Annotated in this window: 16 protein-coding genes; 9 read left to right on the forward strand and 7 right to left on the reverse strand. The window is 65.5% G+C overall.

What is annotated here, in order from left to right; genetic code table 11:
- The first annotated feature begins 293 nt into the window (after nucleotides 1-293).
- From ACP26O_RS27985 to ACP26O_RS28020, 8 genes are all read left to right on the forward strand, one after another.
- A complete protein-coding gene (locus tag ACP26O_RS27985; RefSeq protein WP_426356346.1) occupies nucleotides 294-3,239 on the forward strand; it encodes a type VI secretion system Vgr family protein in 2,946 nt (981 codons plus the stop codon).
- 2 nt (nucleotides 3,240-3,241) lie between these two features.
- The gene (locus tag ACP26O_RS27990; protein WP_175662838.1) at nucleotides 3,242-5,248 is read left to right on the forward strand and encodes a phospholipase D-like domain-containing protein; all 2,007 of its coding nucleotides are present in this window, start codon (nucleotides 3,242-3,244) and stop codon (nucleotides 5,246-5,248) included.
- Nucleotides 5,249-5,251: 3 nt separating this feature from the next.
- Nucleotides 5,252-6,559 (forward strand): SEL1-like repeat protein, encoded by a 1,308-nt coding sequence (locus ACP26O_RS27995; RefSeq protein ID WP_244098263.1) that lies wholly within the window; start codon nucleotides 5,252-5,254, stop codon nucleotides 6,557-6,559.
- Nucleotides 6,560-6,581: 22 nt separating this feature from the next.
- Nucleotides 6,582-6,869: a PAAR domain-containing protein gene (locus tag ACP26O_RS28000; RefSeq protein ID WP_175662837.1), complete on the forward strand. Its 288-nt coding sequence runs from the start codon at nucleotides 6,582-6,584 to the stop codon at nucleotides 6,867-6,869.
- Between the two features lie 413 nt (nucleotides 6,870-7,282).
- The gene (locus ACP26O_RS28005) at nucleotides 7,283-7,969 is read left to right on the forward strand and encodes a type 1 glutamine amidotransferase domain-containing protein (RefSeq protein WP_105832793.1); all 687 of its coding nucleotides are present in this window, start codon (nucleotides 7,283-7,285) and stop codon (nucleotides 7,967-7,969) included.
- Nucleotides 7,970-8,110: 141 nt separating this feature from the next.
- Complete coding sequence (locus ACP26O_RS28010) at nucleotides 8,111-9,220, forward strand: NADH:flavin oxidoreductase/NADH oxidase (RefSeq protein ID WP_006754894.1); 1,110 nt, start codon at nucleotides 8,111-8,113, stop codon at nucleotides 9,218-9,220.
- Nucleotides 9,221-9,381: 161 nt separating this feature from the next.
- Nucleotides 9,382-10,452 (forward strand): AI-2E family transporter, encoded by a 1,071-nt coding sequence (locus ACP26O_RS28015; protein WP_175662836.1) that lies wholly within the window; start codon nucleotides 9,382-9,384, stop codon nucleotides 10,450-10,452.
- A 223-nt stretch (nucleotides 10,453-10,675) separates the two neighbouring features.
- Complete coding sequence (locus tag ACP26O_RS28020; protein WP_175662835.1) at nucleotides 10,676-11,050, forward strand: hypothetical protein; 375 nt, start codon at nucleotides 10,676-10,678, stop codon at nucleotides 11,048-11,050.
- 54 nt (nucleotides 11,051-11,104) lie between these two features.
- On the opposite strand, the gene ACP26O_RS28025 is transcribed toward ACP26O_RS28020, so the two are convergent.
- Nucleotides 11,105-11,899: an SDR family NAD(P)-dependent oxidoreductase gene (locus ACP26O_RS28025; RefSeq protein WP_175662834.1), complete on the reverse strand. Its 795-nt coding sequence runs from the start codon at nucleotides 11,897-11,899 to the stop codon at nucleotides 11,105-11,107.
- 171 nt (nucleotides 11,900-12,070) lie between these two features.
- On the opposite strand from ACP26O_RS28025, the gene ACP26O_RS28030 reads away from it, so the two are divergent.
- Nucleotides 12,071-12,919 carry an AraC family transcriptional regulator gene (locus ACP26O_RS28030; protein ID WP_175662833.1) on the forward strand — a complete coding sequence of 283 codons (849 nt, stop codon included), beginning with the start codon at nucleotides 12,071-12,073 and terminating at the stop codon, nucleotides 12,917-12,919.
- Between the two features lie 96 nt (nucleotides 12,920-13,015).
- On the opposite strand, the gene ACP26O_RS28035 is transcribed toward ACP26O_RS28030, so the two are convergent.
- The 6 genes from ACP26O_RS28035 to ACP26O_RS28060 all read right to left on the reverse strand — a co-directional run bounded on the left by ACP26O_RS28035 (nucleotide 13,016) and on the right by ACP26O_RS28060 (nucleotide 21,848).
- Nucleotides 13,016-13,621, reverse strand: a complete 606-nt coding sequence (locus ACP26O_RS28035) for a LysE family translocator (RefSeq protein ID WP_175662832.1) — start codon at nucleotides 13,619-13,621, stop codon at nucleotides 13,016-13,018.
- Between the two features lie 95 nt (nucleotides 13,622-13,716).
- On the reverse strand, nucleotides 13,717-15,165 hold the full coding sequence (locus tag ACP26O_RS28040; RefSeq protein WP_175662831.1) for a heavy metal sensor histidine kinase: 1,449 nt from the start codon (nucleotides 15,163-15,165) through the stop codon (nucleotides 13,717-13,719).
- Entirely contained in the window at nucleotides 15,162-15,857 is a 696-nt protein-coding gene (locus ACP26O_RS28045; RefSeq protein WP_006755759.1) for a heavy metal response regulator transcription factor, read from the reverse strand. The genes ACP26O_RS28040 and ACP26O_RS28045 overlap by 4 nt, the downstream gene beginning before the upstream one ends.
- 22 nt (nucleotides 15,858-15,879) lie before the next feature.
- On the reverse strand, nucleotides 15,880-17,403 hold the full coding sequence (locus tag ACP26O_RS28050; protein WP_175701233.1) for an efflux transporter outer membrane subunit: 1,524 nt from the start codon (nucleotides 17,401-17,403) through the stop codon (nucleotides 15,880-15,882).
- 5 nt (nucleotides 17,404-17,408) lie between these two features.
- Nucleotides 17,409-18,641 carry an efflux RND transporter periplasmic adaptor subunit gene (locus tag ACP26O_RS28055; protein WP_175662830.1) on the reverse strand — a complete coding sequence of 411 codons (1,233 nt, stop codon included), beginning with the start codon at nucleotides 18,639-18,641 and terminating at the stop codon, nucleotides 17,409-17,411.
- Nucleotides 18,642-18,680: 39 nt separating this feature from the next.
- Complete coding sequence (locus ACP26O_RS28060) at nucleotides 18,681-21,848, reverse strand: efflux RND transporter permease subunit (protein ID WP_426356347.1); 3,168 nt, start codon at nucleotides 21,846-21,848, stop codon at nucleotides 18,681-18,683.
- Nucleotides 21,849-22,015: the final 167 nt, after the last annotated feature.

The raw sequence follows: 22,015 nt of genomic DNA on the forward strand, positions 1-22,015 counted from the left end.
CGAGTGCCCACATGTTGTCTCTAGGCCGCTTGCCCCCGCAGACGGAGTTACCAAGCCTTGCAAAGAGACGAAAGCAAAACGAAAGAAATAACGCAATCCTTTGTCGCTTGGTGAATTGTTTCCGGAGGCCACGTAAAAAATCGTCAAACAAACGGCCGACGAATCCAGCCTATGTCACGTATCTGCCTTATTCCGGATAAACTCGCGCGAGCGGCAGTATGAGCGACCGCGGACCGTCCTTTTTGCGATGCATCCTTGTGACGGTCGAACCTGAGAGACAAGGACAACAACAGATGGCACTCAGACCGACAGATTCGGGGAGTTTGAGATACAGCGACATCTTCGACGCAATCAACCGTGGTCTCATGCAGCATGGTCGTTTGCTTACGCTGCGCACCCCGTTGGGCGATAACGTACTCACCCCCGTTCGCGCGAAAGGCTGGTCGAAGATTGGCCGCGACTATCGTTGGACTGTTGATGCGGTATCCACGCGCGACGACATCGAATTGCTCGCACTGATGCATCAGCAGGTGTCGTTACTGATTCAGCAACCGGCGGCTTCCTTCTCCAACGTTGAATACCGACCGGTTCACGGCTTCGTGCATCAGATCAGGCGCTTGGGAGCCGACGGCGCACTTTCGCTTTACCAGATCGAGTTTGCGTCGGCCCTGTTCTTCTTGGGTGAAGGTCGTGACGATTATTACTGGCTGGACTCGAACGCCGTCCAAAGTATCAGCACCGTCTTCGACAAATACCCCCAGTTGCGCGGGTACTACCGGTTCAATCTGAGCACCCAGCCAAGTACGCGCACTTACACGCGGCAGAGCGAATCGGACTTGAATTTCGTTCAACGCTTACTGGAAGACGAGGGGTGGTACTTCTATTGGGAGCATGCTCCCGTTAAGGATAACGAGCCGCCGAAGACCATGCTGGTTATCGTGGATAGCGTTTCGGCGTTGCCGGAAGCACACGATGTCACGTATTCCCGGAGCAATGCGGGCGATGAAATCGATGGCTTGACGCAGTGGGTGATGCAGCAGACGGCGCAGCCAACGGAATTTAAGTCCACTTCGTTCGATCAGGATCGACCGGGTTCCAGCTTCGCGGCGGGAAGTTTGATGGAGGCGACCACATACACGGTCCAGCATTACCGTGACAAGGAAACCCTCAGTGTTCCGGGCGTTCCGGCGACGGTGTATGAACCGACGACCTTGGGCTATCCGGACGCCGACAGCGGTGCCCGCCGTGCGCAGATTCGGACGCAGGCATGGGAGGCGATGGCCCGTCGTTTTATCGGCGTCGGCGGGGTGCGTTGGCTCGATGCAGGGTCGCGGTTCGTGCTGAATGACCATCCGCGCCACGATGCACCTGGTTCAAAGGACCGGGAGTTTCTGGCGGTCGAGATGCACTGGTTCATCCTGAACAACGTGCCGTTCGCCCGTCAGTCGGAGGCATTCCCGTTCAGCCTGCAACCGGAGTTCGACCGCGTTCAGGCGGAATGCGAACACGCGTCCGTGTCTCGGCCTCATGCGGATGACGGTTCCGTCGGCTTCTTCTTGATGAAGACCGAAGCGCAGCGTGCCGATGTCGTCTACCGTAGTCCGCTCGAACACAAGAAGCCGGTGATGCAGGTTGAGCATCTGCTGGTCGGCGCACCGAACGGCGAGGAAGCATGGACGAACAAGAACAACGAGATTCGTGGCCGATTCGCATGGGACCGGCAGAGTAAGCCGGACGAGTACAACACGTCGCCGTGGATGCGCGTCATGCAGGGCGACACCGGTGACGGCTACGGTGCGGTTCATGTGCCGCGTAAGGGCGAATGGGTTGCTATCGGTTACTGGCAAGGCGACTGTGATCGCCCGTTCGTGATGGGGCGGTTGCCTGGGGGGACCACTCAGCAGCCGTGGCATTCGGATGTACTGAAGTCGGGCCAGCAGTCGCGCGGCTTCGGCAATACCGGTGCGTACAACGCCCTGATCCACGACGATTCCACGCATCAGGGCGGTCAGCGGCTGACGAGTTATACCGGAGGCACCTATCACCTGTTCCATCAAGGGTACCTGATTGACCAGACGGGCAATACGCGTGGTGGTTATCGCGGAATTGGTTACAAACTCCATACTGATGCGTTCGGTGCGATGCGCGCGAATCAGGGGATGGCGATCAGTACGCAGCACAAGTCCCCGGACGCCGAACAACTGGACGTGCGAGAAGCACGCCAGCAACTGGCCCGTGCGGGGAGTTTGGTCGATTCGTTGTCGGAAGCCAGCAAGGGGCATCAGGCGGCGGACCTCAACACCGGTCACGATGCGTTGAAGCATTTCACTGACGCACTCGAATTGCCGCAGACGCCCGAGGCCAAGGGCGGTCGCACGGCAGGTGGCGGCACGGGCACCGCGAACGCCTTCAAGGAACCCGTGATGCTGCTGGACAGCCCGGCCGGAATTGCCGCGTCGACGCAGCAGTCGGTGCATCTCGCGGCGGACCAGCTCATCAACCTCGTGAGCGGTCAGACCACGACCGTCGCGTCGGGACAGTCGTTGATCGTCGCGGCGCTCAACGTGATCAGTCTCTTTGCGCAGAACGGCGGGATGAAGGCAATCGCCGGCAAGGGCGACATCGATATTCAGGCGCATGCCGGCGTCATCGATTTGGCAGCCCAACTGGCGTTGCACATCCGGTCCGTGACGGATGTCATCGAAGTCGCTTCCGGTAAGGAAATCCGGATTCTGTGCGGCGGCGCGATCATCCAGATCAGTCAGGACGGCAGCATCAATATCCACTCACCGGGCAAGATCGACTTCAAGGCCGCAAGCTATTCATTCGCCGGCCCTGCACGAGTCGACATCACGAACCCGGCGTTCAAGGATTCGCCGGTTCTGAAACTGTCGCTGAACACATTTGCGTCACCTTCTTCAACCGGTGTTGCCCCGGTTGGAATGCCCTATAAGCTATATGCCGACGGCGCGCTGGTTAAGCAAGGTGTGTTCGATAAGTCCGGGCAGTTACCTATCGATCACCACGTGGCGACGCAGAAATACACGCTTGAACTGGCGAACGGTGACCGGCACGACATTCCGGTGCCCGGCGAATACCGCGACCCGACAAACGGGGCGCTCGCGAACCGGGGTATCCAGTTCCATGAGGGACAGCCGGACAGCGACACCGCCGCGGCAGACCGCGCAGCGCACCGGCAGATATATGGCGATCTGCTCAATCCTTCTTCGGAAGCATAGTCATGGCAAACAGTTCACTTGCTTCGGATCCCTTCGTCGCAACGACGCCCATTGCGCTGAATCACACAAACAGCGGAGCCGTCACTTTCCGCTGGTTCGTACAAAAGACCGAATACAACCCTGCTGCCGCGACCTTTCGTCCGCTTGTGAACGGCGAGGAAGCATTTGGTCACGTGTATGAGCAGATTTCGAAGGCGCGGTATTCCATCGATATCATTTGCTGGGGCTTTCAGCCCTCGATGATGTTCAAGCGTGACGGCCAAGGAGTCGGCATTGGCGAACTGCTGCGTCAGAAGGGGGAAGCTGGCGTCAAGGTGCGGTTGTTGGTCTGGCGCGATCCGGCGTTCGTATCGGAACTCAGCGAAAACAACATGCCAGGCAACGACATCGCGACGGATGTCAAACAACGGTTGCCGGATTCCGCCTATGAGACGTTCTCGATGATGTCGCGTGACTACCAGACCGATCAGCAGCGCAAGATCGATGAGGAATGGTACCGGCGCGCGAACCTGCACAACGTTACGCTCAGCTTACCGGCAGGGCCGCGCGATGTATATATTGCGGCCAAGGGCGCGTTGTACCAAAAGGAAGCATTCAAAAACATTGACTTTGCGACACGCGGTTTCAGTGCGGTCAATCGCGCCGAAATCGCGTGGCATACGTTCTGGCATGGAAAGGACCGGGACCGCGATGTTTTGACGCGCGCGCAGAACAGTGCATCGATGGGATTGGCCGAACCGACGCATCACCAGAAAATGGTACTTGTCGATTACGAAGACCCGGAGAATGCGCGTGGCTTCGTCATGGGGCACAACATGCTCGACCAGTACTGGGACACGAACGATCACAGCTACGTGCGCAAGACGCCGACGACGGGCCGCAACGGGCTTTCGCCATGGCAGGATATCTCTGCGTGGGTGACAGGACCGGTGCTACGCTACCTGAACGAAAATTTCTGTCAGGCGTGGGACGATGCAACAGGACAAGGCCTTGCCGAGAAACGCAAGGGTCTGCACACGCGACTGAAGGTGCGAATCGATCCGGGTGGCGACACCCGTGTCATGTCGCAGATACTGCGCACGCAGTCGCAGAAGGGCAAGCGCGACATCGAGAAGCTGTATCTTCAGGCCGTCAATAACGCGACGCAGCATGTCTTTATCGAAAATCAGTATTTCCGGTGGGTGCCGCTCGCAGAGAGGATCAAGGCGGTCGCGGTGCAGCAACAGAAGTGGGGGCGAGATTCCGGCAAGCACGGCGTGGTGTATCTGTTCGTCATCACGAACTCCACCGACGCGGCGGTGGGTACGGGAACGCTGACCACGTATCGCATGCTTGATGCGTTGGGACAGGCGAAATCGATGCCGGGCGTGGGAGCGATCTTGCAGGAGAGCGACCGCCAATCCGACCTGAGAAAACAATTTGCCGACGTGGTAAGCAAACAGCAGGACGCCGGGCAGGAATATCTGGGCGCGCTTCAGATGCAAGGCATGGCGAACACGCCCGCGACCACGCAGGCGGTTGCGCAGGCGAAGCAAAAAGTCGATCAACTCAAGGCGCAGCGTGCCGGGATCGAGTCGCAAATGAAGGGGCCGGCGCATCCGGTAATGAACCGCGACTATCCGGGGCTCAAGGTGCATGTCTGTACGCTCGTTGCGCCGGATTCACCGCCGGGAAAATGGGACCCTGTGTACGTACATGCCAAGCTGATGACGGTTGACGACACGTTCACAACCATCGGTTCGGCGAACATCAATACGCGCAGCATGGAAGCGGACAGCGAACTCAACATCTGCCACGAACATGGCGATGTGACGAAGCGATTGCGGCAGCAATTATGGAATTTGCACACGGGTGGGAGGGGAGCGCAGGATGCTCCCCAAGCAGCGTTCAAGAATTGGGAGCTTCTCATCAATAACAACGCCGATTTTCAGAAGGCTGGCGACCAGTCCCCCGCCGCATCTCTAGTCGGTTTTATGCGAACCTCGAACAAAATTACCCGTTCCGACTGATTCATGAACCGATACGCCACCATCATTGCGCTTGCCCTCGTGGCCTGCGCTTGTACGAAAAAGGAAGCGCCAGTGACATCGTTGCCCGACATGAGCGCCGTGCGTGCGAACCTCGCTTTTACCTGCACGCATCAGGCCGATCATTTGCCGTCGCTTGATCCACAGGCAGACAGTCTGTTTCGTTACGCACGGTTTTTGGAAAAGCAGGACGGTCCGAAGGATTTCAACGAGGTTGCGCGCTATTACCGGATCGCGGCAGCGCACGGGCACTACAAGGCCAACCAGAATCTTCAGTCGTTGATTTCCGATGGTTTGGCGGACTCGCCCGATGCGCCGAAGGAGACGGTGGCGCTTGCCGTGCGACTGATTCAACAAGGCATCCCCGCGGGCTATTACGACATCGGCCACTATCTCGAAACGGGCTATGGACTGGGGCAAGATGCCGAGATGGCGCTGCGCTATTTTCGGAAGGCTGCCGATCTGGGGAGCCCGGAAGCGCAGACATATGTTGCCGAGTTGTTGGCCCCACATGACAAGGCCCCGGATATTGCGCGCCAGATGCGTCGGTGCGCGGCTGACCAAGGGTATGGCGAGGCAGCCAACGCGTTGGGAATTAATTTGAAGAATAGCGCGTTGTATAGCGAAGCGGTCGATGCTTTTCAGAAGGGTGTAGCGGCAGGCAACACCCAAGCCGCTTTGGCGCTCGAAAACGGGTTCAAGGCTCCGCCTCAGTCCGATCGGCTTTCATATCTGTCGCTTCCAAATGATGTGGAGCGAACACGCCGCTACGCCTTGATCGGTAAGTTCATCGACGGTAACGACGGACGCAATCCCAAGGTTCCGGACATCGACAAGATCGTGCCGCTTCCGCCCGCACAGCTTCCGCCATGGGATGGCACCTTCCAATGGCAGAAGGAACAGGAAGCTGCTGTCCCGCCGCAGAAGCCTTCGGACGAGATGATCAATGAGATGGCGAAAGCCCAAAATCTCGATCCGAAAACCGGTTTGCCGCTCGAAGGGAAAACCGAAAAGACTTCGCAACAGGATCAGCCGCAGACCGTGGCGGCACGCCTACCGTTGGGGACCGTAGCGCAAACGGGCCAGCAGTGCCCGGAAGACGGGGTATGGTGCGCGAAACTGGATGCAGGTCAGGCCGGCGATGCGACACGCAGGTTTCTGAAGGGCGACTCGTTGCCGTCCGTCGTGGTGCATGAGCCTCGACGGTTGGCAATTCTCGACAGCATGTTGGGTACGAGGCAGCACATTGCTTCTGTCGCGTGGGAACTCGTCGCTTACCTCGACCAGGCTTGATTTTGAATAGGCCACGGAAATCATGACTCGATACCTGATCCTCGACGGTGATCACACGACCGTGGCCGGAACGGTCCGAGCAAAGGGGACACCGTTCGTATTGGAGGATAAACATATCGCCCACGAAGACGACGACGTGATTTGTCCGGCTTGCAAGTCGATTGGCAAGATTCAATGCGACGGCCCGCGACTTCCGATGACAGGGCCGGATGGAAGGCGCGTCGCGCTGAGCGACGATCTGTGTATTTGCAAGTGCCCGACGCCGCCGAAGCTGGTTGCATCGCAGCAGGTCATGTCGGTTGACGTGTGATTCCGTCATCAGCCGGTCGCTGTGGACGGCGACCGGCTGGTAGTGAGAGGAAACGTCGAAAAGCCATGTCAACGACAGGGCCGAACACGATGTTACTAGACGACCGGTCTAATCCGAGGCTATGATCCGGTCTCAATGAATGCGACGCCATACCTGCCGCACTCAGCCGGACGCGAAAATGCCATATCGCGCGGCGATGCTGGCCGTGCAGGAGATGCCGTCGTTTTTTTCGGGGCTCGTCTAGACGACTGGTCTAATAGCCCCGGGCAACATTTTCGGTAGATGGCCGGCACGTTGACGCGCGCCAGCTGACTAACCGGCAGGCGAGCCGTCGTCGCCGGCCCGCGGCGTGCGTCACGCTGGCCGCGGCCATGACGCGGCGCCGTTTCCCCATTTCGAAGGAGTGTCCGATCATGAAGATTCTGGTTGTCCTGACCTCGCACGACACGCTCGGCGACACCGGCAAGAAAACGGGCTTCTGGCTCGAGGAACTGGCCGCACCGTACTACGCGTTCAAGGATGCGGGCGTCGAGCTGACGCTCGCGTCGCCGAAGGGCGGTCAGCCGCCGCTCGACCCGAAAAGCAGCGATCCGACCGCGCAAACCGACGCGACGCGCCGTTTCGACGCGGATCCGGCGGCCAAGGCCGAGCTCGCCGCCACCCGCAAGCTGACCGACGTGTCGGTCGACGATTACGACGCGGTGTTCTATCCGGGCGGGCATGGTCCGCTATGGGATCTCGCCGAGGATCTGCATTCGATCGGCCTGATCGAGCGCGCGCTGGCGGCCGGCAAGCCGGTCGCGGCCGTGTGCCATGCGCCGGGCGTGCTGCGTCACGTGAAGGATCCGAAAACCCGCGAGTCGGTCGTGCGCGGCAAGCGCGTGACCGGCTTCACCAACAGCGAGGAAGCGGCCGTCGAGCTGACGGAAGTGGTGCCGTTCCTCGTCGAGGACATGCTGACGACCAACGGCGCGCAGTTCGAGCGCAGCGCCGACTGGGCGCCGCATGTCGTCACCGACGGGCTGCTGATTACCGGGCAGAATCCCGCGTCGTCGGAACCCGCTGCCGAGGCGCTGCTCGCGAAGCTCGGCCGCCAGTGAGCCGGGCGGCGCCGGCATGACCGGCGCCACGCCGCTTCCATCGTCGGGCGCGCCGCGCCTCGCGACGGCCCCCATCGCTCCGCCGTGCACACGCACGGCGGGTCATCCAGTCGTTTCGTAGAACCAAGCAAAGGAGTGTCGATGTCTGCCCTGTTCGAACCGTTCAAACTCAAGGATGTCACGCTGCGCAACCGCATCGCGGTGCCGCCGATGTGCCAGTACGTCGCCGAAGACGGCGTCGTCAACGACTGGCATCACGTGCATCTGGCCAGCATCGCGCGCGGCGGCGCGGGCCTCGTGATCGCCGAGGCGACGGCCGTGTCGCCCGAAGGCCGCATCACGCCGGGCTGCGCCGGGCTGTGGACCGACGCGCAGGCCGAGGCGTTCGCGCCGTCGGTCGCGGCGATCAAGGCGGCCGGTGCGGTGCCGGGCATCCAGATCGCGCATGCGGGCCGCAAGGCGAGCGCGAACCGTCCGTGGGAAGGCGACGACCATATCGCCGAAGGCGATCCGCGCGGCTGGCAGACCATCGCACCGTCGGCCGTGCCGTTCGGCGCGCACCTGCCGAAGGTGCCGCGCGCGATGACGCACGACGACATCGCCCGCGTGCAGGCCGACTTCGTCGCGTCGGCGAAGCGCGCCCGCGACCTCGGCTTCGAATGGCTCGAGCTGCACTTCGCGCACGGCTATCTCGGCCAGAGCTTCTTCTCGGTGCATGCGAACCAGCGCGACGACGAGTACGGCGGTTCCGCCGAAAACCGCGGCCGCTTCATCGTCGACACGCTGAAGGCCGTCCGTCAGGTCTGGCCGGAGCATCTGCCGCTGACCGCGCGTCTCGGCGTGATCGAATACGACGGCCGCGACGAAGAGACGCTCGCCGAATCGATCGCGCTCACGCAGCGGATGAAACAGGAAGGGCTCGACATGCTGAGCGTGTCGGTCGGCTTCTCGACGCCCGACGCGCAGATTCCGTGGGGCCCGGCGTTCCTCGCACCGATCGCCGAACGCGTGCGCCGCGAGGCCGGCCTGCCGGTGTCGTCCGCATGGGGCATCGACACGCCGCAACTCGCCAATCGCGTCGTCGCCGAGCAGCAGCTCGACCTCGTGATGGTCGGCCGCGCGCATCTTGCCGATCCGCACTGGCCGTACTACGCGGCCAAGCAGCTCGGCGTCGAGCGTCCGTCGTGGACGCTGCCCGCGCCGTACGCGCATTGGCTCGAACGCTACCGCGTCGCCGACAAGGTGGCCTGAGCACGCGTTGCAGCGCGCGGCGGCGCCGCGTTGGCGGCACGCATTTGACGATGCATGACATCGCGACCGCATGCCGTTGCGGTGCCGATGGATAGAATGGCGGTTCGTACAGGCTTCCGGCCTGCGCGAACCGCCATTTTTTTCATTTCGACAGAGGTGCCATGCGCGTACATGTGTCGCCGTCCCAGGATTCCGCCGCGCGGCCGCGCGCTCAGCAGATCGCCCGCGCCGTGCTGTATGCGGCGCTGCTGCTGCTCGCGCTGTGGGTGATCCGCGACTTCCTCCCCGCCATCGCGTGGGCGTGCGTGATCGCGATCGCGTTGTGGCCGTTGCTGAAACGCCTCGAATCCGGACGCTGGTTTCGCAACCGGCCGACCCTGATCGCGACCGTGATCACCGTGGGCGTGTCGCTGCTGGTGATCCTGCCGATCGCGCTCGCGCTCGGGCAGGCGATCGCGCAGGAGCACGACCTGCGCATGTGGCTGCAGTCGGTCCAGGACAACGGCATTCCGCTGCCCGATGTGATCGCCCGGCTGCCGTACGGGGCCGCGCAGGTTACCGAGTGGTGGCAGGCCAATCTCGGTCATCCGCTGCATGCGGGCGCCGCGATGCACGGCGCGAGCGGCGAGAAATTCATCGCGTTCGGGCGGCAGTTCGGCACCAAGCTCGCGCATGCGCTGTTCGAGTTCGGCTTCATGCTGGTCACGCTGTTTGTGATCCTGAGGGCCGGCCACAAGTTGTCGGGCGCATTGCTGCACGGCGCGCGGCGCGCGTTCGGCCCCGGTGGCGGCGAGCTGATCGAACGGATGGTCGCGGCGGTGTACGGGACGGTGACGGGGCTCGTCGTCGTCGGGCTGGGCGAGGGCGCGATTCTCGGCGTCGCCTATGCGCTGGCGGGCGTGCCGCACGCGGCGCTGCTCGGTCTCGTCACGGCCGTCGCCGCGATGCTGCCGTTCTGCGCGCCGATCGTGTTCTGCGGCGCGGCGCTCTGGCTGTTCGTGCAGGGGGCGACCGTGTGGGCCGTCGTGGTGCTGGTGGTCGGCTTCGTGGTCGTGTTCGTCGCCGAGCATTTCGTGCGGCCGGTGCTGATCGGCAGCTCGACCCGCTTGCCGTTCCTGCTCGTGCTGTTCGGCATCCTCGGCGGCGCCGAGACGTTCGGGCTGATCGGGCTGTTCGTCGGCCCGGCGCTGATGACGGTGCTGACGATGCTGTGGGCCGAATGGGTCGCCTGACGATGCCGATCGTTGCGCCGATGCGGATCATTGGCGCAACGGCATCGACGCGCGTGCGAGGCGGCGCGGTGCCGCAACGGTTCGCAACGATCGGGCGCGGGCCGGACGGCGTCGAGCGGGGCGTCGGACACAGGTCTCTACATTTCTTTTCGATCCGGACCCAAAGGTCGAGTAGCATGGGGCTTTCGATCACGCCGGCATGGCGCAGCAGATTTCTCCAAGCATGCGATTGATTCCGATGTACCGTCCCGCCGCGACGCTGTCGCTGGCCGCCAGTTGCCTGATGCTGCACGGCTGCGCGTGGTTCGACCCGTGGCTGCCGTTCTCGTATTCGCGCACGCCGCTGGCGAGGGCTGCGTCGCGGCACGGCGCGACGCGCGCCGACGTCGTCCGCGCGGGCGGCAACCCGCGCAGCGTGTGGATGGTCCGCAACGGCAGCGGCGTCTGCTACAACTACTTCATCGAGCACGGCAACGATCACCGGCCTTACTTCGTCGTGTTCGACAAGGCCGGTGCCGTCACGCAATACGGCTTCGATACCTGCATGGACGCCGACCGCAAGGGCACGCTTCAGTCGGGCAAGACCGTTTCCCGATAGCGCGGCGGGGTGCTCGGTGTACCTGCCGCGCCCGTCATCCGGCCAGCGGGGCCATCAAGCAATCGTATCGACCACGCCACCATCGACGCGCAATGCCGCGCCCGTCGTCGCCGACGCCTGCGGCGAGCATACGTACACGACGAGATTCGCGACTTCCTCCGTCGTTGCCGGCCGCTGAATGATCGAGCTCGCGCGCTGGCTGCGCACGAAATCCACCGCGACTTCGTCGATGCTGCGGCCGGTTTCGTCGGCCGTCGCTTTCAGCATTGCGCGCACACCTTCCGACATCGTCGGCCCCGGCAGCACCGAATTGACGGTCACGCTGGTACCGGCCGCGACCTTCGCGAGGCCGCGCGCGATCGCCAGCTGCGCGGTCTTCGTGAACCCGTAGTGAATCATGTCGACCGGGATGTTCAGGCCCGATTCCGACGAAATGAACACGATGCGGCCCGCGTTGCGCTCGAGCATGCCCTTCAGATAATGCCGTGCGAGACGCACGCCTGACATCACGTTCATCTGGAAGTAGTGGGTCCATTCGTCGTCATCGATGTCGAAGAAACCCTTCAGCCCGTAGATGCCCGCGTTGTTGACGAGGATGTCGGCCTCCGGCGTGTGCTGCGTAATGCGCGCGACGCCGGTGGCGTCGGACAGGTCGGCGGCGACGCCGTCGATGTCCGCGTCGGGCGCCGCGGTGCGCAACAGCGCGAGCGCGGCGTCGACCGACCCGTCGCTGCGTCCGTTGATGACGACACGTGCGCCCGCGTGCGCGAGCCCTTCTGCGATCGCCAGCCCGATGCCGGCGGTGGAAGCGGTGACGACCGCGGTCTTGCCTGTCAGATCGATGTGCATGAGCGTTCCGGTTGGAAGAGGTTGAAAGAGGGAACGGAACCCGCCGCGTCCGCCGCGGCGGTCGGAATTCAAAGCTTAGGCGATCCGGCCGCGATGCGTCGGCTCGCGGTTGCATCGCGCCGCACAGTCTTGTACGGTGTGCGTTCGCCGTCCGAACCGGGAGCCCGCTGCGTGAGCCGTTCCGCCAACACTGTCGCCGTGCCGTCGCCGTTCTGGCGCGACGCCGCGCTGCCGTTCATCGAGGCGCGCACCGTCGACGACGGGCGCACGATCTGCTACGCGAAGCACACGCACGACACGTTTTCGCTCGGCGCGATCGTCGGCGGCACGAGCACCTATCTGAACGGGGCGACGAAGGAACACGTCGGGCGCGGCGTGCTCGTGATCATCGATCCGGAGCAGGTACATGCGTGCAATCCGTACGGCCCCGACGCATGGGCGTACCGAATGGTCTACGTGGACGTGCCGTGGCTCGCGCGTCTGCAGCATTCGCTCGGGCGTGATCCGAACCGCGATTTTCACGGGTTTTCGCCGAAATTGACGGAACGGCGCGACCTGTTCGCACAGTTCGGCCGCTTTTACCGCACGCTCGTGGCGCCCGGCGTCGATCCGCTCGGCAAGGAAAGCGCGGCGGTCGAATTCTTCACCGGGCTGCATGGTGCGCTCGATCGCGAACTGCCCGACGACGCGCGGCGCGGGGCCGACAATGCGAAGCTCGTGCGGGCGGCCGACTACATCGCCGCGCATTGCCGTCAGGCCGTCACGCTCGATGCGATCTGCGCGGCCGCCGACCTGTCGCCGTCCTACCTGATCCGCGCGTTCAACGCGCGTTACGGCATGACGCCGCATGCGTTCCTGATCGATCGCCGCGTGCAGTACGGCCGTGCGGAGCTGCGCCGCGGCCGGCCGATCGCCGACGTCGCGCTCGATGCCGGCTTCGCGGACCAGGCGCACTTCCAGCGCGCGTTCCGGCGCATCGCGGCCGCCACGCCCGGACAATATCGAAGCGCCGCGAGTTGAGCGCGGGAAGGGCGGCCCGCTGCCAGCGACGGCGACGGCCTGCAACATCGGTCATCCGCACCCCATCCGCCGCAAAAACACGTCGAAGCGCCCGCGCTAGATATCGAGCAGATAAAGCGCGCTGCCCGCGAGCAGCAGTGCCATCGCGCGGTTGAACAGCCGCATCCGCCGCGCATTCGCGAGTCGATGCCGCAGCGACGCGCCCGCATACGCCCAGCACGCGATCGACGCAAAGCAGATCACCAGATACAGCGCCGCGAATTGCCAGACCTGCGCGCGGTCGCCGTCGGCCGCATACGCGCCCATCGCGGCCACGCACGCGAGCCATGCCTTCGGATTGAGCCACTGCATCGCCGCACCGGCCGCGGCCGACGGGCCGGCCAAGTTCGGTGCGTCCGGGTCGGCCGGGTTGGCTGATAGCCGCCCGTCGTCGAGCGCAAGCCGCAGCGCAAGGTAAAGCAGGAACGCGATCCCCGCCCACTGGGTGGCGGTGGTCAGCATCGGCCAGCGCGCGAGCGCCGCGTGCAGCCCGAGGCCGATCAGCAGGAACAGCGCGACGAAGCCCAGCGTCGCGCCGGCCGCATAGCGCAGGCTTGCGCCGAGACCGTGGCGCGCGCCCGCGCTGAGCGCGACGATATTGACGGGACCGGGTGTGATCGACGACGCCAGCGCGAACGCGGCCATCGAAACCAGCATGCTCATCCGTTGCCTCCATGCGAATGTCAAAGTCGCATCGAGACTAACGAAGCCGCGTGGGTCCGTATTGAAGAAAACTGCCCTCGGCGGCGCAGCCGCCGTTAATGCAATGCGCGGGGGGCGGGCGCCGGCTGCAGCGGGTGCGGGTTGCCGGCATCGGGCGCGGGCAGCGGGTCGCCGCTGCATGGTTGCGTCGACACCGAGAAGCCGAACGTATTGATGCCGTCCGAACACGCGACGAACACGCCGCCGCCGTGCATCTCCGCGACTGCTTTGACGATCGACAGCCCCAGCCCGTGGTTCTCCTTGCTGTTCGCGCGCGCTTCCTCGAGCCGGTAGAAGCGCTCGAACACGTGCGCGCGCTGCGCGGGATCGATCGGCTCGCCGGGGTTCGCGACGGACACGTCGACGAGCGTGTCGCGGCGCGTGATCGTCACGTTCAGCGTCGCGCCGGGCGCCGAATGCTGGATCGCGTTGATCAGCAGGTTCGTCATCGCGCGGCGGAACAGCGACGGGTCGACCGCCGCGCGCGCATCGCCGTGCAGTTCGGCGCGCAATTGCGCTTCGTCGAGCGGAATTTCGAGGAAGTCGAGCATGCGCCGCACTTCGTCGGCGAGCGACACGTGCTTCAGGTCGGTCGCGCGTTCGCCGCGATCGCTGCGCGACAGGAACAGCATGTCGTTGATGATCACGCGCAACCGTTCGAACTCTTCGAGGTTCGACTGCAGCGTCTGGCGCATCCGGTCGACGGAACGGTCGCGGCTCGTCAGCGCGACCTGGGTCTGGCCGATCAGGATGCTGATCGGCGTGCGCAGCTCGTGCGCGACGTCCGCGTTGAACGCCTCGAGCCGCGCGTAGGTCTGCTGGATGCGCTCGAGCGCGCCGTTGAACGACGCGGCGAGATCACGCAGCTCGGTCGGCAGCGCGTCGGTGTGCAGCCGCTGCCGGCGATTGGTGGCGCTGATGGCGGCGGCGTCCTGCGACAGCCGTTCGAGCGGTGCGAGCCCGAAGCGCGCGACCGCGCGGCTCAGCAGCAGCGTGAGCACGGTGGCCGTCGCGATCAGCGCGGCGAGCGTCCACGCGAACCGGCGCAGCATCCGCTGCGTGCGCTCGCACGACGTCGCGACGATCAGCTTCAGGTCGGGCCGCTCGCCGCTGCCGGCAATCGCGACGGTCTTCGTCATCACGTCGTAGCTGCTGTCGTTGAGCGCGTACTGCTGGAACGCACCGAACGGCTCGCCGACGGGCACGCCGTCGACTGGATGGCCGAAGCGGAAGTCGGCGTCGGGGCTCTCGATCTGGTAGCGCGTCGAGCCGTCGGGCGGTTCGAGATCGGCGAGCTTTTCCTGCATCAGGCGGCCGCGCGCGGCGGTGGTCGCGTGCGACACGATCATCTGCGCGACCTTCGCGCGCGTGTCGATCGTCGCGCGCAGCTCGGCGAACAGCTGGCGCTCCATCATCACGAACAGCCCGCAGCCGACCAGCGTGAACACGAGCAGCGACACAATGCCGAACATCGCCGACAGCCGCAGGGTGATCGAGCGTTTCATGCGTGCCGCTCCGCGTCGCCTTCCTCGCGCGCCTCGAGCACATAGCCCATGCCGCGGATCGTGTGCAGCAGTTTCTCCGCGAACGGGCCGTCGAGCTTTGCGCGCAGGCGCTTGATCGCCGTCTCGACGACGTTCGCGTTGCTGTCGAAATTCACGTCCCACACGAGCTCGGCGATCGTCGTTTTCGACAGCACCTCGCCGCTGCGCCGCGCGAGCACGCCGAGCAGCTGGAATTCCTGCGCGGTGAGGTCGAGGCGCGTGCCGTCGCGGGTCGCGCGGCGGCCGATCAGGTCGACGCGCAGGTCGCCGATCGAGATCAGCGTCGATTCCTGCACGCGCGCGCGGCGCGTGAGCGCGCGCAGCCGCTCGATCAGCTCGAGGAACGAGAAGGGCTTGGTCAGGTAGTCGTCGGCGCCGCCGCGCAGCCCGCGCACGCGGTCGTCGACGCGGTCGCGCGCCGTCAGCATGATCACGGGCGTCTGCTTCTGCGCGCGCAACGCGCGCAGCACGCCGAAGCCGTCGAGTTTCGGCAGCATCACGTCGAGCACGACCACGTCGTAGTCGAATTCGATGGCCTTCCACGCGCCGTCCTCGCCGTCGAGCGCGGTATCGACGACCCAGCCTTCCTCGGTCAGGCCGCTCTTCAGGTATTCGACGACTTTCGGTTCGTCTTCGACGATCAGCACTTTCATGGATTCGTTCGCCTATCGGGGGTTAGGGGCCGACGCTCGCGGCGGGCGGCGGGCTGGCTGTCGCGACATCGGTGGGCGTCGCGGCGTCCGTCGCGCCGCCATCCCATCCGCCGCCGAGCGCCTTCGCGAGAAACACGACGAGCGCCGCGCGCTGGCCCTGAATCTGCACGGCCTGGCGCTCGCTCGTCAGTAGCTGCTGCTGGGCCGTCAGCACGTCGATGAACGGCGTCAGGCCGCCCGTATAGCGGTCCTGCGCGAGCGACACGAGCTTGCGCGCGTCGTCGACGGCCGCCGACGCCTGCTGCGCGGCCTGCGCCAGCACCGACAGGCCCGTCACCGCATTCTGCACCTCCTGGAACGCGGTGAGCACGGTCTGCCGGTAACTGGCCTGCGCGGCCACGTAGCCGGCCTGCGCGAAATCGACGCCGGCCTTCAGCTTGCCGCCTTCGAACAGCGGCTGACTGACCGACGCGCCGAGCGACCACAGCAGCGCCGGCACGGTAAACAGGCCGGAGAAGCGCGTCGCGTCCCAGCCGATGTCCGGCGACAGCGCGATGCGCGGGAAGTACGCGGCGCGCGCGACGCCGATCTGCGCGTTCGCGGCGGCCATCGCGCGCTCGGCCGACGCGACGTCGGGCCGCCGCTGCAGCAGGTCGCTCGGCATCCCGGTCGGCAGCGCGGGCGCGTTGATCGGCACCACGCGCGGCGGCAGCGAGAACGCCGGGGCCGGCGTGCCGACCAGCGTGGCGATCGCCGTCTCGACCTGCGCGCGCTGCTGGATCAGCAACTGCGCCTGCGTGCGCGTTGCATCGAGCTGCGAGCGTTGCTGCAGCAGGTCGAGGCCGGACACCGCGCCGAGGTCGTGGCGCGCGCTCACGTAGTCGAGCGCCTTCTGCTGAAGGTCGATCGAGCGCTTGACGACGTCGATCTCGGTGTCGAGCTCGCGCAGCGCGAAGTAGCTCGACGCGAGATCGGCGCTCAGCACGACGCGCGCGTTCGCGAAATCGTCGCGTGCCTGCTCGGAGCCGGCCTGCGCGGATTCGACGCTGCGCCGCACGCGGCCGAACAGGTCGAGTTCGTAGCTGACGCTCGCACCGACCTGGATCTCGTTCTGCACGGTCGACATGCTTTTCGTCGCGTAATTGGTCTGCGGCCGGTCGGCGGAGATCTTGAAGCGCTGGCCGCTCGCGTTCAGCCCGACGGCCGGATACTGCGCGGACGCGACCGACGCGAGCGTGGCCTTCGCCTGGTCGTAGCGCGCGGCGACGGCCTTCAGGCTCTGGTTGTTGCGCAGCGCGTCGGCTTCCAGTGCGTCGAGCTGCGCGTCGCCGAACGCGGTCCACCACGCCGGATCGAGCGGCGCACGGGCCGGCGCGGCCGGGTGCCAGTACGCGTCGGCCGGGTCGAGCCGCCACGCGGCCGGCGTGTCGACGGCAGGGCGCCGGTAGTCGGGGCCGACCGTGCAACCGGCGAGCGCCGCGAGCGCGACAGCGGCCACGGCGGTCACGGCGCTCACGGTGGCTGGCGGGCGCACGCGGGCGCGCATCGCGCTCACGACTTCGCTCCCGCGGCCGCGGAGGCCGGCTTCGCGGCGGGCGGCGCCTGCACGACGACCGGGTCGCCGTTCGCGAGCGCGTCGCTCGGGTTCGCGACGAGGCGGTCGTTCGGCGTGAGCGGGCCGTCGACTTCGAGCGTCTGCCCGATCGTGCGCACGACCGTCACCGCCTTCAGGCGCACCTGGCCGTTCGCGTCGACGGTCGCGACCGTCGGCCCCTCGGCACGGAACAGCAGCGTATTGGCCGGAATCTGCAGGCGGCCGACCGGCGTCATCGGCAGCGTCGCCTGCACGTACGCGCCGGGCAGCAGCCGGCCGTCGGGGTTCGGCAGCGTGATCTCGATCTGCAGCGAACGCGTCGCGACATCGATCGCCTGCGACGTGCGCGTGATCGTGCCGTCGAAGATGTGGCCGGGCAGTTCGGCCTGCGCGACGCCCACGTGCTGGCCGACCTTCACCTGCTGCGCGTAGGCCTGCGGCACCTGCACGTACAGGCGCAGCCGGTCGGCCTGCACGACCGTGAACAGCGAGCGGCCGGCGTTGCCGGAATTGACGAGGTCGCCGACGTCGACGTTGCGCTGCGTGACGACCCCGTCGATCGGCGCGACGATGCGCTGGAAGCCCTTCAGTTCGGTGAGCCGGCGCATGTTCGCATCGGCCGCCGCGAGGTTCGCGGTGCCCTGGTTGAACGCGCCCTGGCGGTCGTCGAGTTCCTGCTGCGACACCGCATCGCGCTGGCGCAGCTGCTGCGCGCGGTCGAACGACGTCTTCGCGAGCGCGAGCGCGGCCTGCGCCTGCTGGCGCTGTGCGGTGGCCTGCGCGAGCTCCTGGTTCAGCTCGGGTGTGTCGAGCTCGGCAAGCACTTGGCCCTGCTTCACGTGCGCGCCGATGTCGGCCTGCCAGCGCAGCACGTAGCCGCTCGCACGCGCATAGATCGGCGCCTCGACGAAGCCGCGCAGCGTGCCGGGCAGCGTCAGCTTGCCGCCGCTGGCCGCATCGACCGGATGCACGATGCTCACGTACTGGCGCGTGTTCTGCTCGGCCACCGCGTCGAGCCGGCCGCGGTTCAACACGTTGACGACGATCGTGCGCGCGGCGCCCGCGGCCAGCAGCACGCCGATCACGATCAGCACGACCCGCGCGCGCCGCGACACCGACGTGCGCGTCGGCAGGTGCATGCCGTGTTCGTCCACCTGGATGCCGACGGAGCTGTGATGTTTCTCTTCCATGAATTCAACCAATCCAACCGGGTAGAGGGTGGGCGAAAGTCAGTGTCCGGCCTGGCGCGCGCGCCGGCGGGCCAGCCGCGCATGCACGCCGCCGAACACGAGCGGCACGAACAGCAGCGTCGAAACGGTGGCGAACAGCAGCCCGCCGATCACCGCGCGGCCGAGCGGCGCGTTCTGCTCGGCGCCTTCGCCGAGCCCGAGCGCCATCGGCACCATCCCGATGATCATCGCGAGCGCCGTCATCAGCACCGGGCGAATCCGCGTCGCGCCGGCCTCCAGCGCGGCCGTGAGCGGCGGCGCGCCAGCCGCGAGACGCTGGCGCGCGAACGACACGACCAGGATGCTGTTCGCGGTCGCGACGCCCACCGTCATGATCGCGCCAGTCAGCGCGGGCACGCTCAGGTGCGTGCCGGTGATGAACAGCATCCACGCGATGCCGGCAAGCGCGGCCGGCATCGCGCTGATGATGATCAGCGGGTCGAGCCACGACTGGAAATTCACGACGATCAGCAGGTAGACGAGCACGATAGCCATCGCCACGCCGGCGCCGAGGCCGAGATACGACGTGCGCATCGTCTCGACCTGGCCGCGCACCGACAGCTCGGTGCCGCGCGGCAGCGTCGCGCGCGCGTCGGACACGATCCGGTCGATTTCGCCCGCGACCGAGCCGAGATCGCGGCCCTCGACGCTCACGTACAGGTCGATCGCCGGGCGGATGTTGTAGTGCGTGACCACGGCCGGACTCGCGACGGGATGGACGCGCACGAGGTTGCCGAGCAGTTGCGGCAGCATGCCGGTGCGGCCGCTCGCGGAAATGGGCGTGCCGAGCAGGTCGTTGATCGACGAGATGTTGTATTGCGGGGTCTGGATCTGCAGCGGGTACTGGACGCCCGTGCGCGGATTGAGCCAGAACGACGGCGTCGTCTGGGAACTGCCGGACAGCGAGATCAGCATGTTCTGCGCGACGTTCTGCGCGGAGAGGCTGAGCTGCTGCATGCGCGTACGGTCCATGTCGGCCACCAGGGTCGGTTCGTCGTTGCGCTGCAGCACGTGCACGTCGACGGCGCCGGGGATTCGCCTGATCTGCTTCATCAAGCTGCTCGCCATAGCCCGGTTACTCGCCAGATTGTTGCCGACCACCTGCACGTCGATCGCGGCCGGCTGACCGAAGTTCAGGATCTGCGTGATGATGTCCGACGGCTGGAAGAAGAATTCGACGCCGGGGAAGCGCCGCGGCAGCAGCGTGCGCAGCGTCTGCACGTAGTGCGCGGTCGCGCGATGGCCGGGCTTCAGCGCGATCAGCAGTTCGCCGTCGAGCGAGCCGATCGTGCCGCTGTTGCTGTACGACAGGTTGATGCCGCTCACCGGCAGCCCGAGGTTGTCGACGATCGCACCCAGCTCGTCGGGCGGCACGGCTTCGCGGATCACGCGCTCGACCTGGTCGGTGAGGCGAGCGGTTTCCTCGATCCGGTAGCCGGTGGGCGCGCGCAGGTGCAGCCGGATGTTGCCGGAATCGGCGTTCGGGAAGAAGTCGCGGCCGAGCACGAACACGAGGCCGGTCGACAGCACGCAGAAACCGAGGAAGCACATCGCGTAGAAGCGGCGGCGCACCAGCAGCATGCTGAGCAGCACGATGTACCACGCGCGCAGCCGCTCGAACGCACCGTTGAATGCGTGATGGATGCGCGCGAAGCGCGACGTCGAACGATCGGGGCCCGTGCCGGCCTGCTGCGGGCGGAACAGCAGCATCGCGAGCGTCGGCACGAGCGTGCGCGACAGCACGTAGGACGCGAGCATCGCGAACACCACCGCCTCGGCGAGCGGCACGAACAGGAAGCGCGCGACGCCCGTCAGGAAGAACATCGGCACGAACACGATGCAGATGCACAGCGTCGACACGAACGCGGGCACCGCGATCTCACCGGCGCCTTCGAGAATCGCGTCGTGCAAGCTGGTACCGAGATGCAGATGCCGCTCGATGTTCTCGATCGTGACGGTCGCGTCGTCGACCAGGATCCCCACCGCGAGCGCGAGCCCGCCGAGCGTCATGATGTTGATGGTCTCGCCGAGCGCCGACAGCGCGATCAGCGACGTGAAGATCGACAGCGGGATCGAGATCGCGATGATCAGCGTGCTGCGCCAGTTGCCGAGGAACAGCAGGATCATCATCGCGGTCAGCACGGCGGCGATCAGCGCCTCGTGGATCACGCCCTGCACCGCGGCATTGACGAACACCGACTGGTCGAACAGCGGCGTGATCGTGAGCCCTTCGGGCAGCGTCGGGATTACCTTCGGCAGCAGTGCCTTCAGATCCGACACGACCTTCAGCGTCGACGCGTCGCCGGTCTTCAGGATCGACATCAGCACGCCGCGCTGGCCGTTCTGGCGCACGACGTTGGTCTGCGGCGCGAAGCCGTCGCGCACCGACGCGACTTCGCGCAGGTAGGTCGTCGCGCCGTTGACGGTCTGGATCGGCAGGGTGTTGAGCTGGGCGATCGTCTCAGCTGACGCGTTGATGTGGATGCGGTACTCGCACCTGCCCATCTTCGCGGTGCCGGTCGGCAGCACGAGGTTCTGCGTGTTGACCGCGTTGACGATGTCGGCCGGCGTGAGGCCCTTCGCGAGCAGCGCCTGCGGATCGAGGTCGATCGCGACCACGCGCGTGCGGCCGCCATACGGGAACGGAATCTGTGCGCCGCGCACCGTGATCAGTTGCGGGCGGATGAAGTTGTTCGCGAGGTCGTCGAGTTGCTGTTCGCTGAGCGTCTTGCTCGACAGCCCGAGCTGAATCACCGGAATGCTCGATGCGGAATACGTGATCACGAGCGGCGGCGTTGCCCCCTGCGGCATCTGGCGGACGATCGCCTGCGCGGACGAGACCGTCTGCGCGATGGCCGTCTGCACGTTCGCGCCGGGTTGCAGGAACACTTTCACGACCGCGATGCCGGGCAGCGACGTCGACTCGATGTGCTCGATGTTGTTGACGGTCGTCGTCAGGATCCGCTCATGCACGGCCGTGATGCGATTGGTCATCTCCGACGCGGAGAAGCCGTTGTAATTCCAGATCACGCTGATCACGGGGATGTTGACCGCAGGCAGCACGTCGACCGGCGTGCGCATCAGCGCAAGCGGGGTGGCCAGCACGATCATGACGGCCATCACGATGAACGTGTAGGGGCGCCTGAGCGCGAGATTGACGATCCACATGGAGGCGGCGGGACAGGCGGTGATCAGGCGTCGATGAAGGGAACCCGAATGATAGGCGTCGGGGCTGAACGGGTTACTGACGCGAAACTGGCGAAGGTGTCAGGTTGCGGCGCGGCGCTGACGAGCCGATTCATCGGACGAAATGCGCGCGCACGCCAGTGCCCCGA

The organism is Burkholderia sp. R-40, from assembly GCF_049942845.1.
GTDB classification, from domain to species: Bacteria; Pseudomonadota; Gammaproteobacteria; order Burkholderiales; family Burkholderiaceae; genus Burkholderia; species Burkholderia ambifaria.

Excerpts from the sequence above, each read along its gene's own strand:
- ACP26O_RS27985 (WP_426356346.1), top strand. The coding sequence starts at position 294 with ATGGCACTCAGACCGACAGATTCGGGGAGTTTGAGATACAGCGACATC.
- ACP26O_RS27990 (WP_175662838.1), top strand. The coding sequence starts at position 3,242 with ATGGCAAACAGTTCACTTGCTTCGGATCCCTTCGTCGCAACGACGCCC.
- ACP26O_RS27995 (WP_244098263.1), top strand. The coding sequence starts at position 5,252 with ATGAACCGATACGCCACCATCATTGCGCTTGCCCTCGTGGCCTGCGCT.
- ACP26O_RS28000 (WP_175662837.1), top strand. The coding sequence starts at position 6,582 with ATGACTCGATACCTGATCCTCGACGGTGATCACACGACCGTGGCCGGA.
- ACP26O_RS28005 (WP_105832793.1), top strand. The coding sequence starts at position 7,283 with ATGAAGATTCTGGTTGTCCTGACCTCGCACGACACGCTCGGCGACACC.
- ACP26O_RS28010 (WP_006754894.1), top strand. The coding sequence starts at position 8,111 with ATGTCTGCCCTGTTCGAACCGTTCAAACTCAAGGATGTCACGCTGCGC.
- ACP26O_RS28015 (WP_175662836.1), top strand. The coding sequence starts at position 9,382 with ATGCGCGTACATGTGTCGCCGTCCCAGGATTCCGCCGCGCGGCCGCGC.
- ACP26O_RS28020 (WP_175662835.1), top strand. The coding sequence starts at position 10,676 with ATGCGATTGATTCCGATGTACCGTCCCGCCGCGACGCTGTCGCTGGCC.
- ACP26O_RS28025 (WP_175662834.1), bottom strand. The coding sequence starts at position 11,899 with ATGCACATCGATCTGACAGGCAAGACCGCGGTCGTCACCGCTTCCACC.
- ACP26O_RS28035 (WP_175662832.1), bottom strand. The coding sequence starts at position 13,621 with ATGAGCATGCTGGTTTCGATGGCCGCGTTCGCGCTGGCGTCGTCGATC.
- ACP26O_RS28040 (WP_175662831.1), bottom strand. The coding sequence starts at position 15,165 with ATGAAACGCTCGATCACCCTGCGGCTGTCGGCGATGTTCGGCATTGTG.
- ACP26O_RS28045 (WP_006755759.1), bottom strand. The coding sequence starts at position 15,857 with ATGAAAGTGCTGATCGTCGAAGACGAACCGAAAGTCGTCGAATACCTG.
- ACP26O_RS28050 (WP_175701233.1), bottom strand. The coding sequence starts at position 17,403 with ATGCGCGCCCGCGTGCGCCCGCCAGCCACCGTGAGCGCCGTGACCGCC.
- ACP26O_RS28055 (WP_175662830.1), bottom strand. The coding sequence starts at position 18,641 with ATGGAAGAGAAACATCACAGCTCCGTCGGCATCCAGGTGGACGAACAC.
- ACP26O_RS28060 (WP_426356347.1), bottom strand. The coding sequence starts at position 21,848 with ATGTGGATCGTCAATCTCGCGCTCAGGCGCCCCTACACGTTCATCGTG.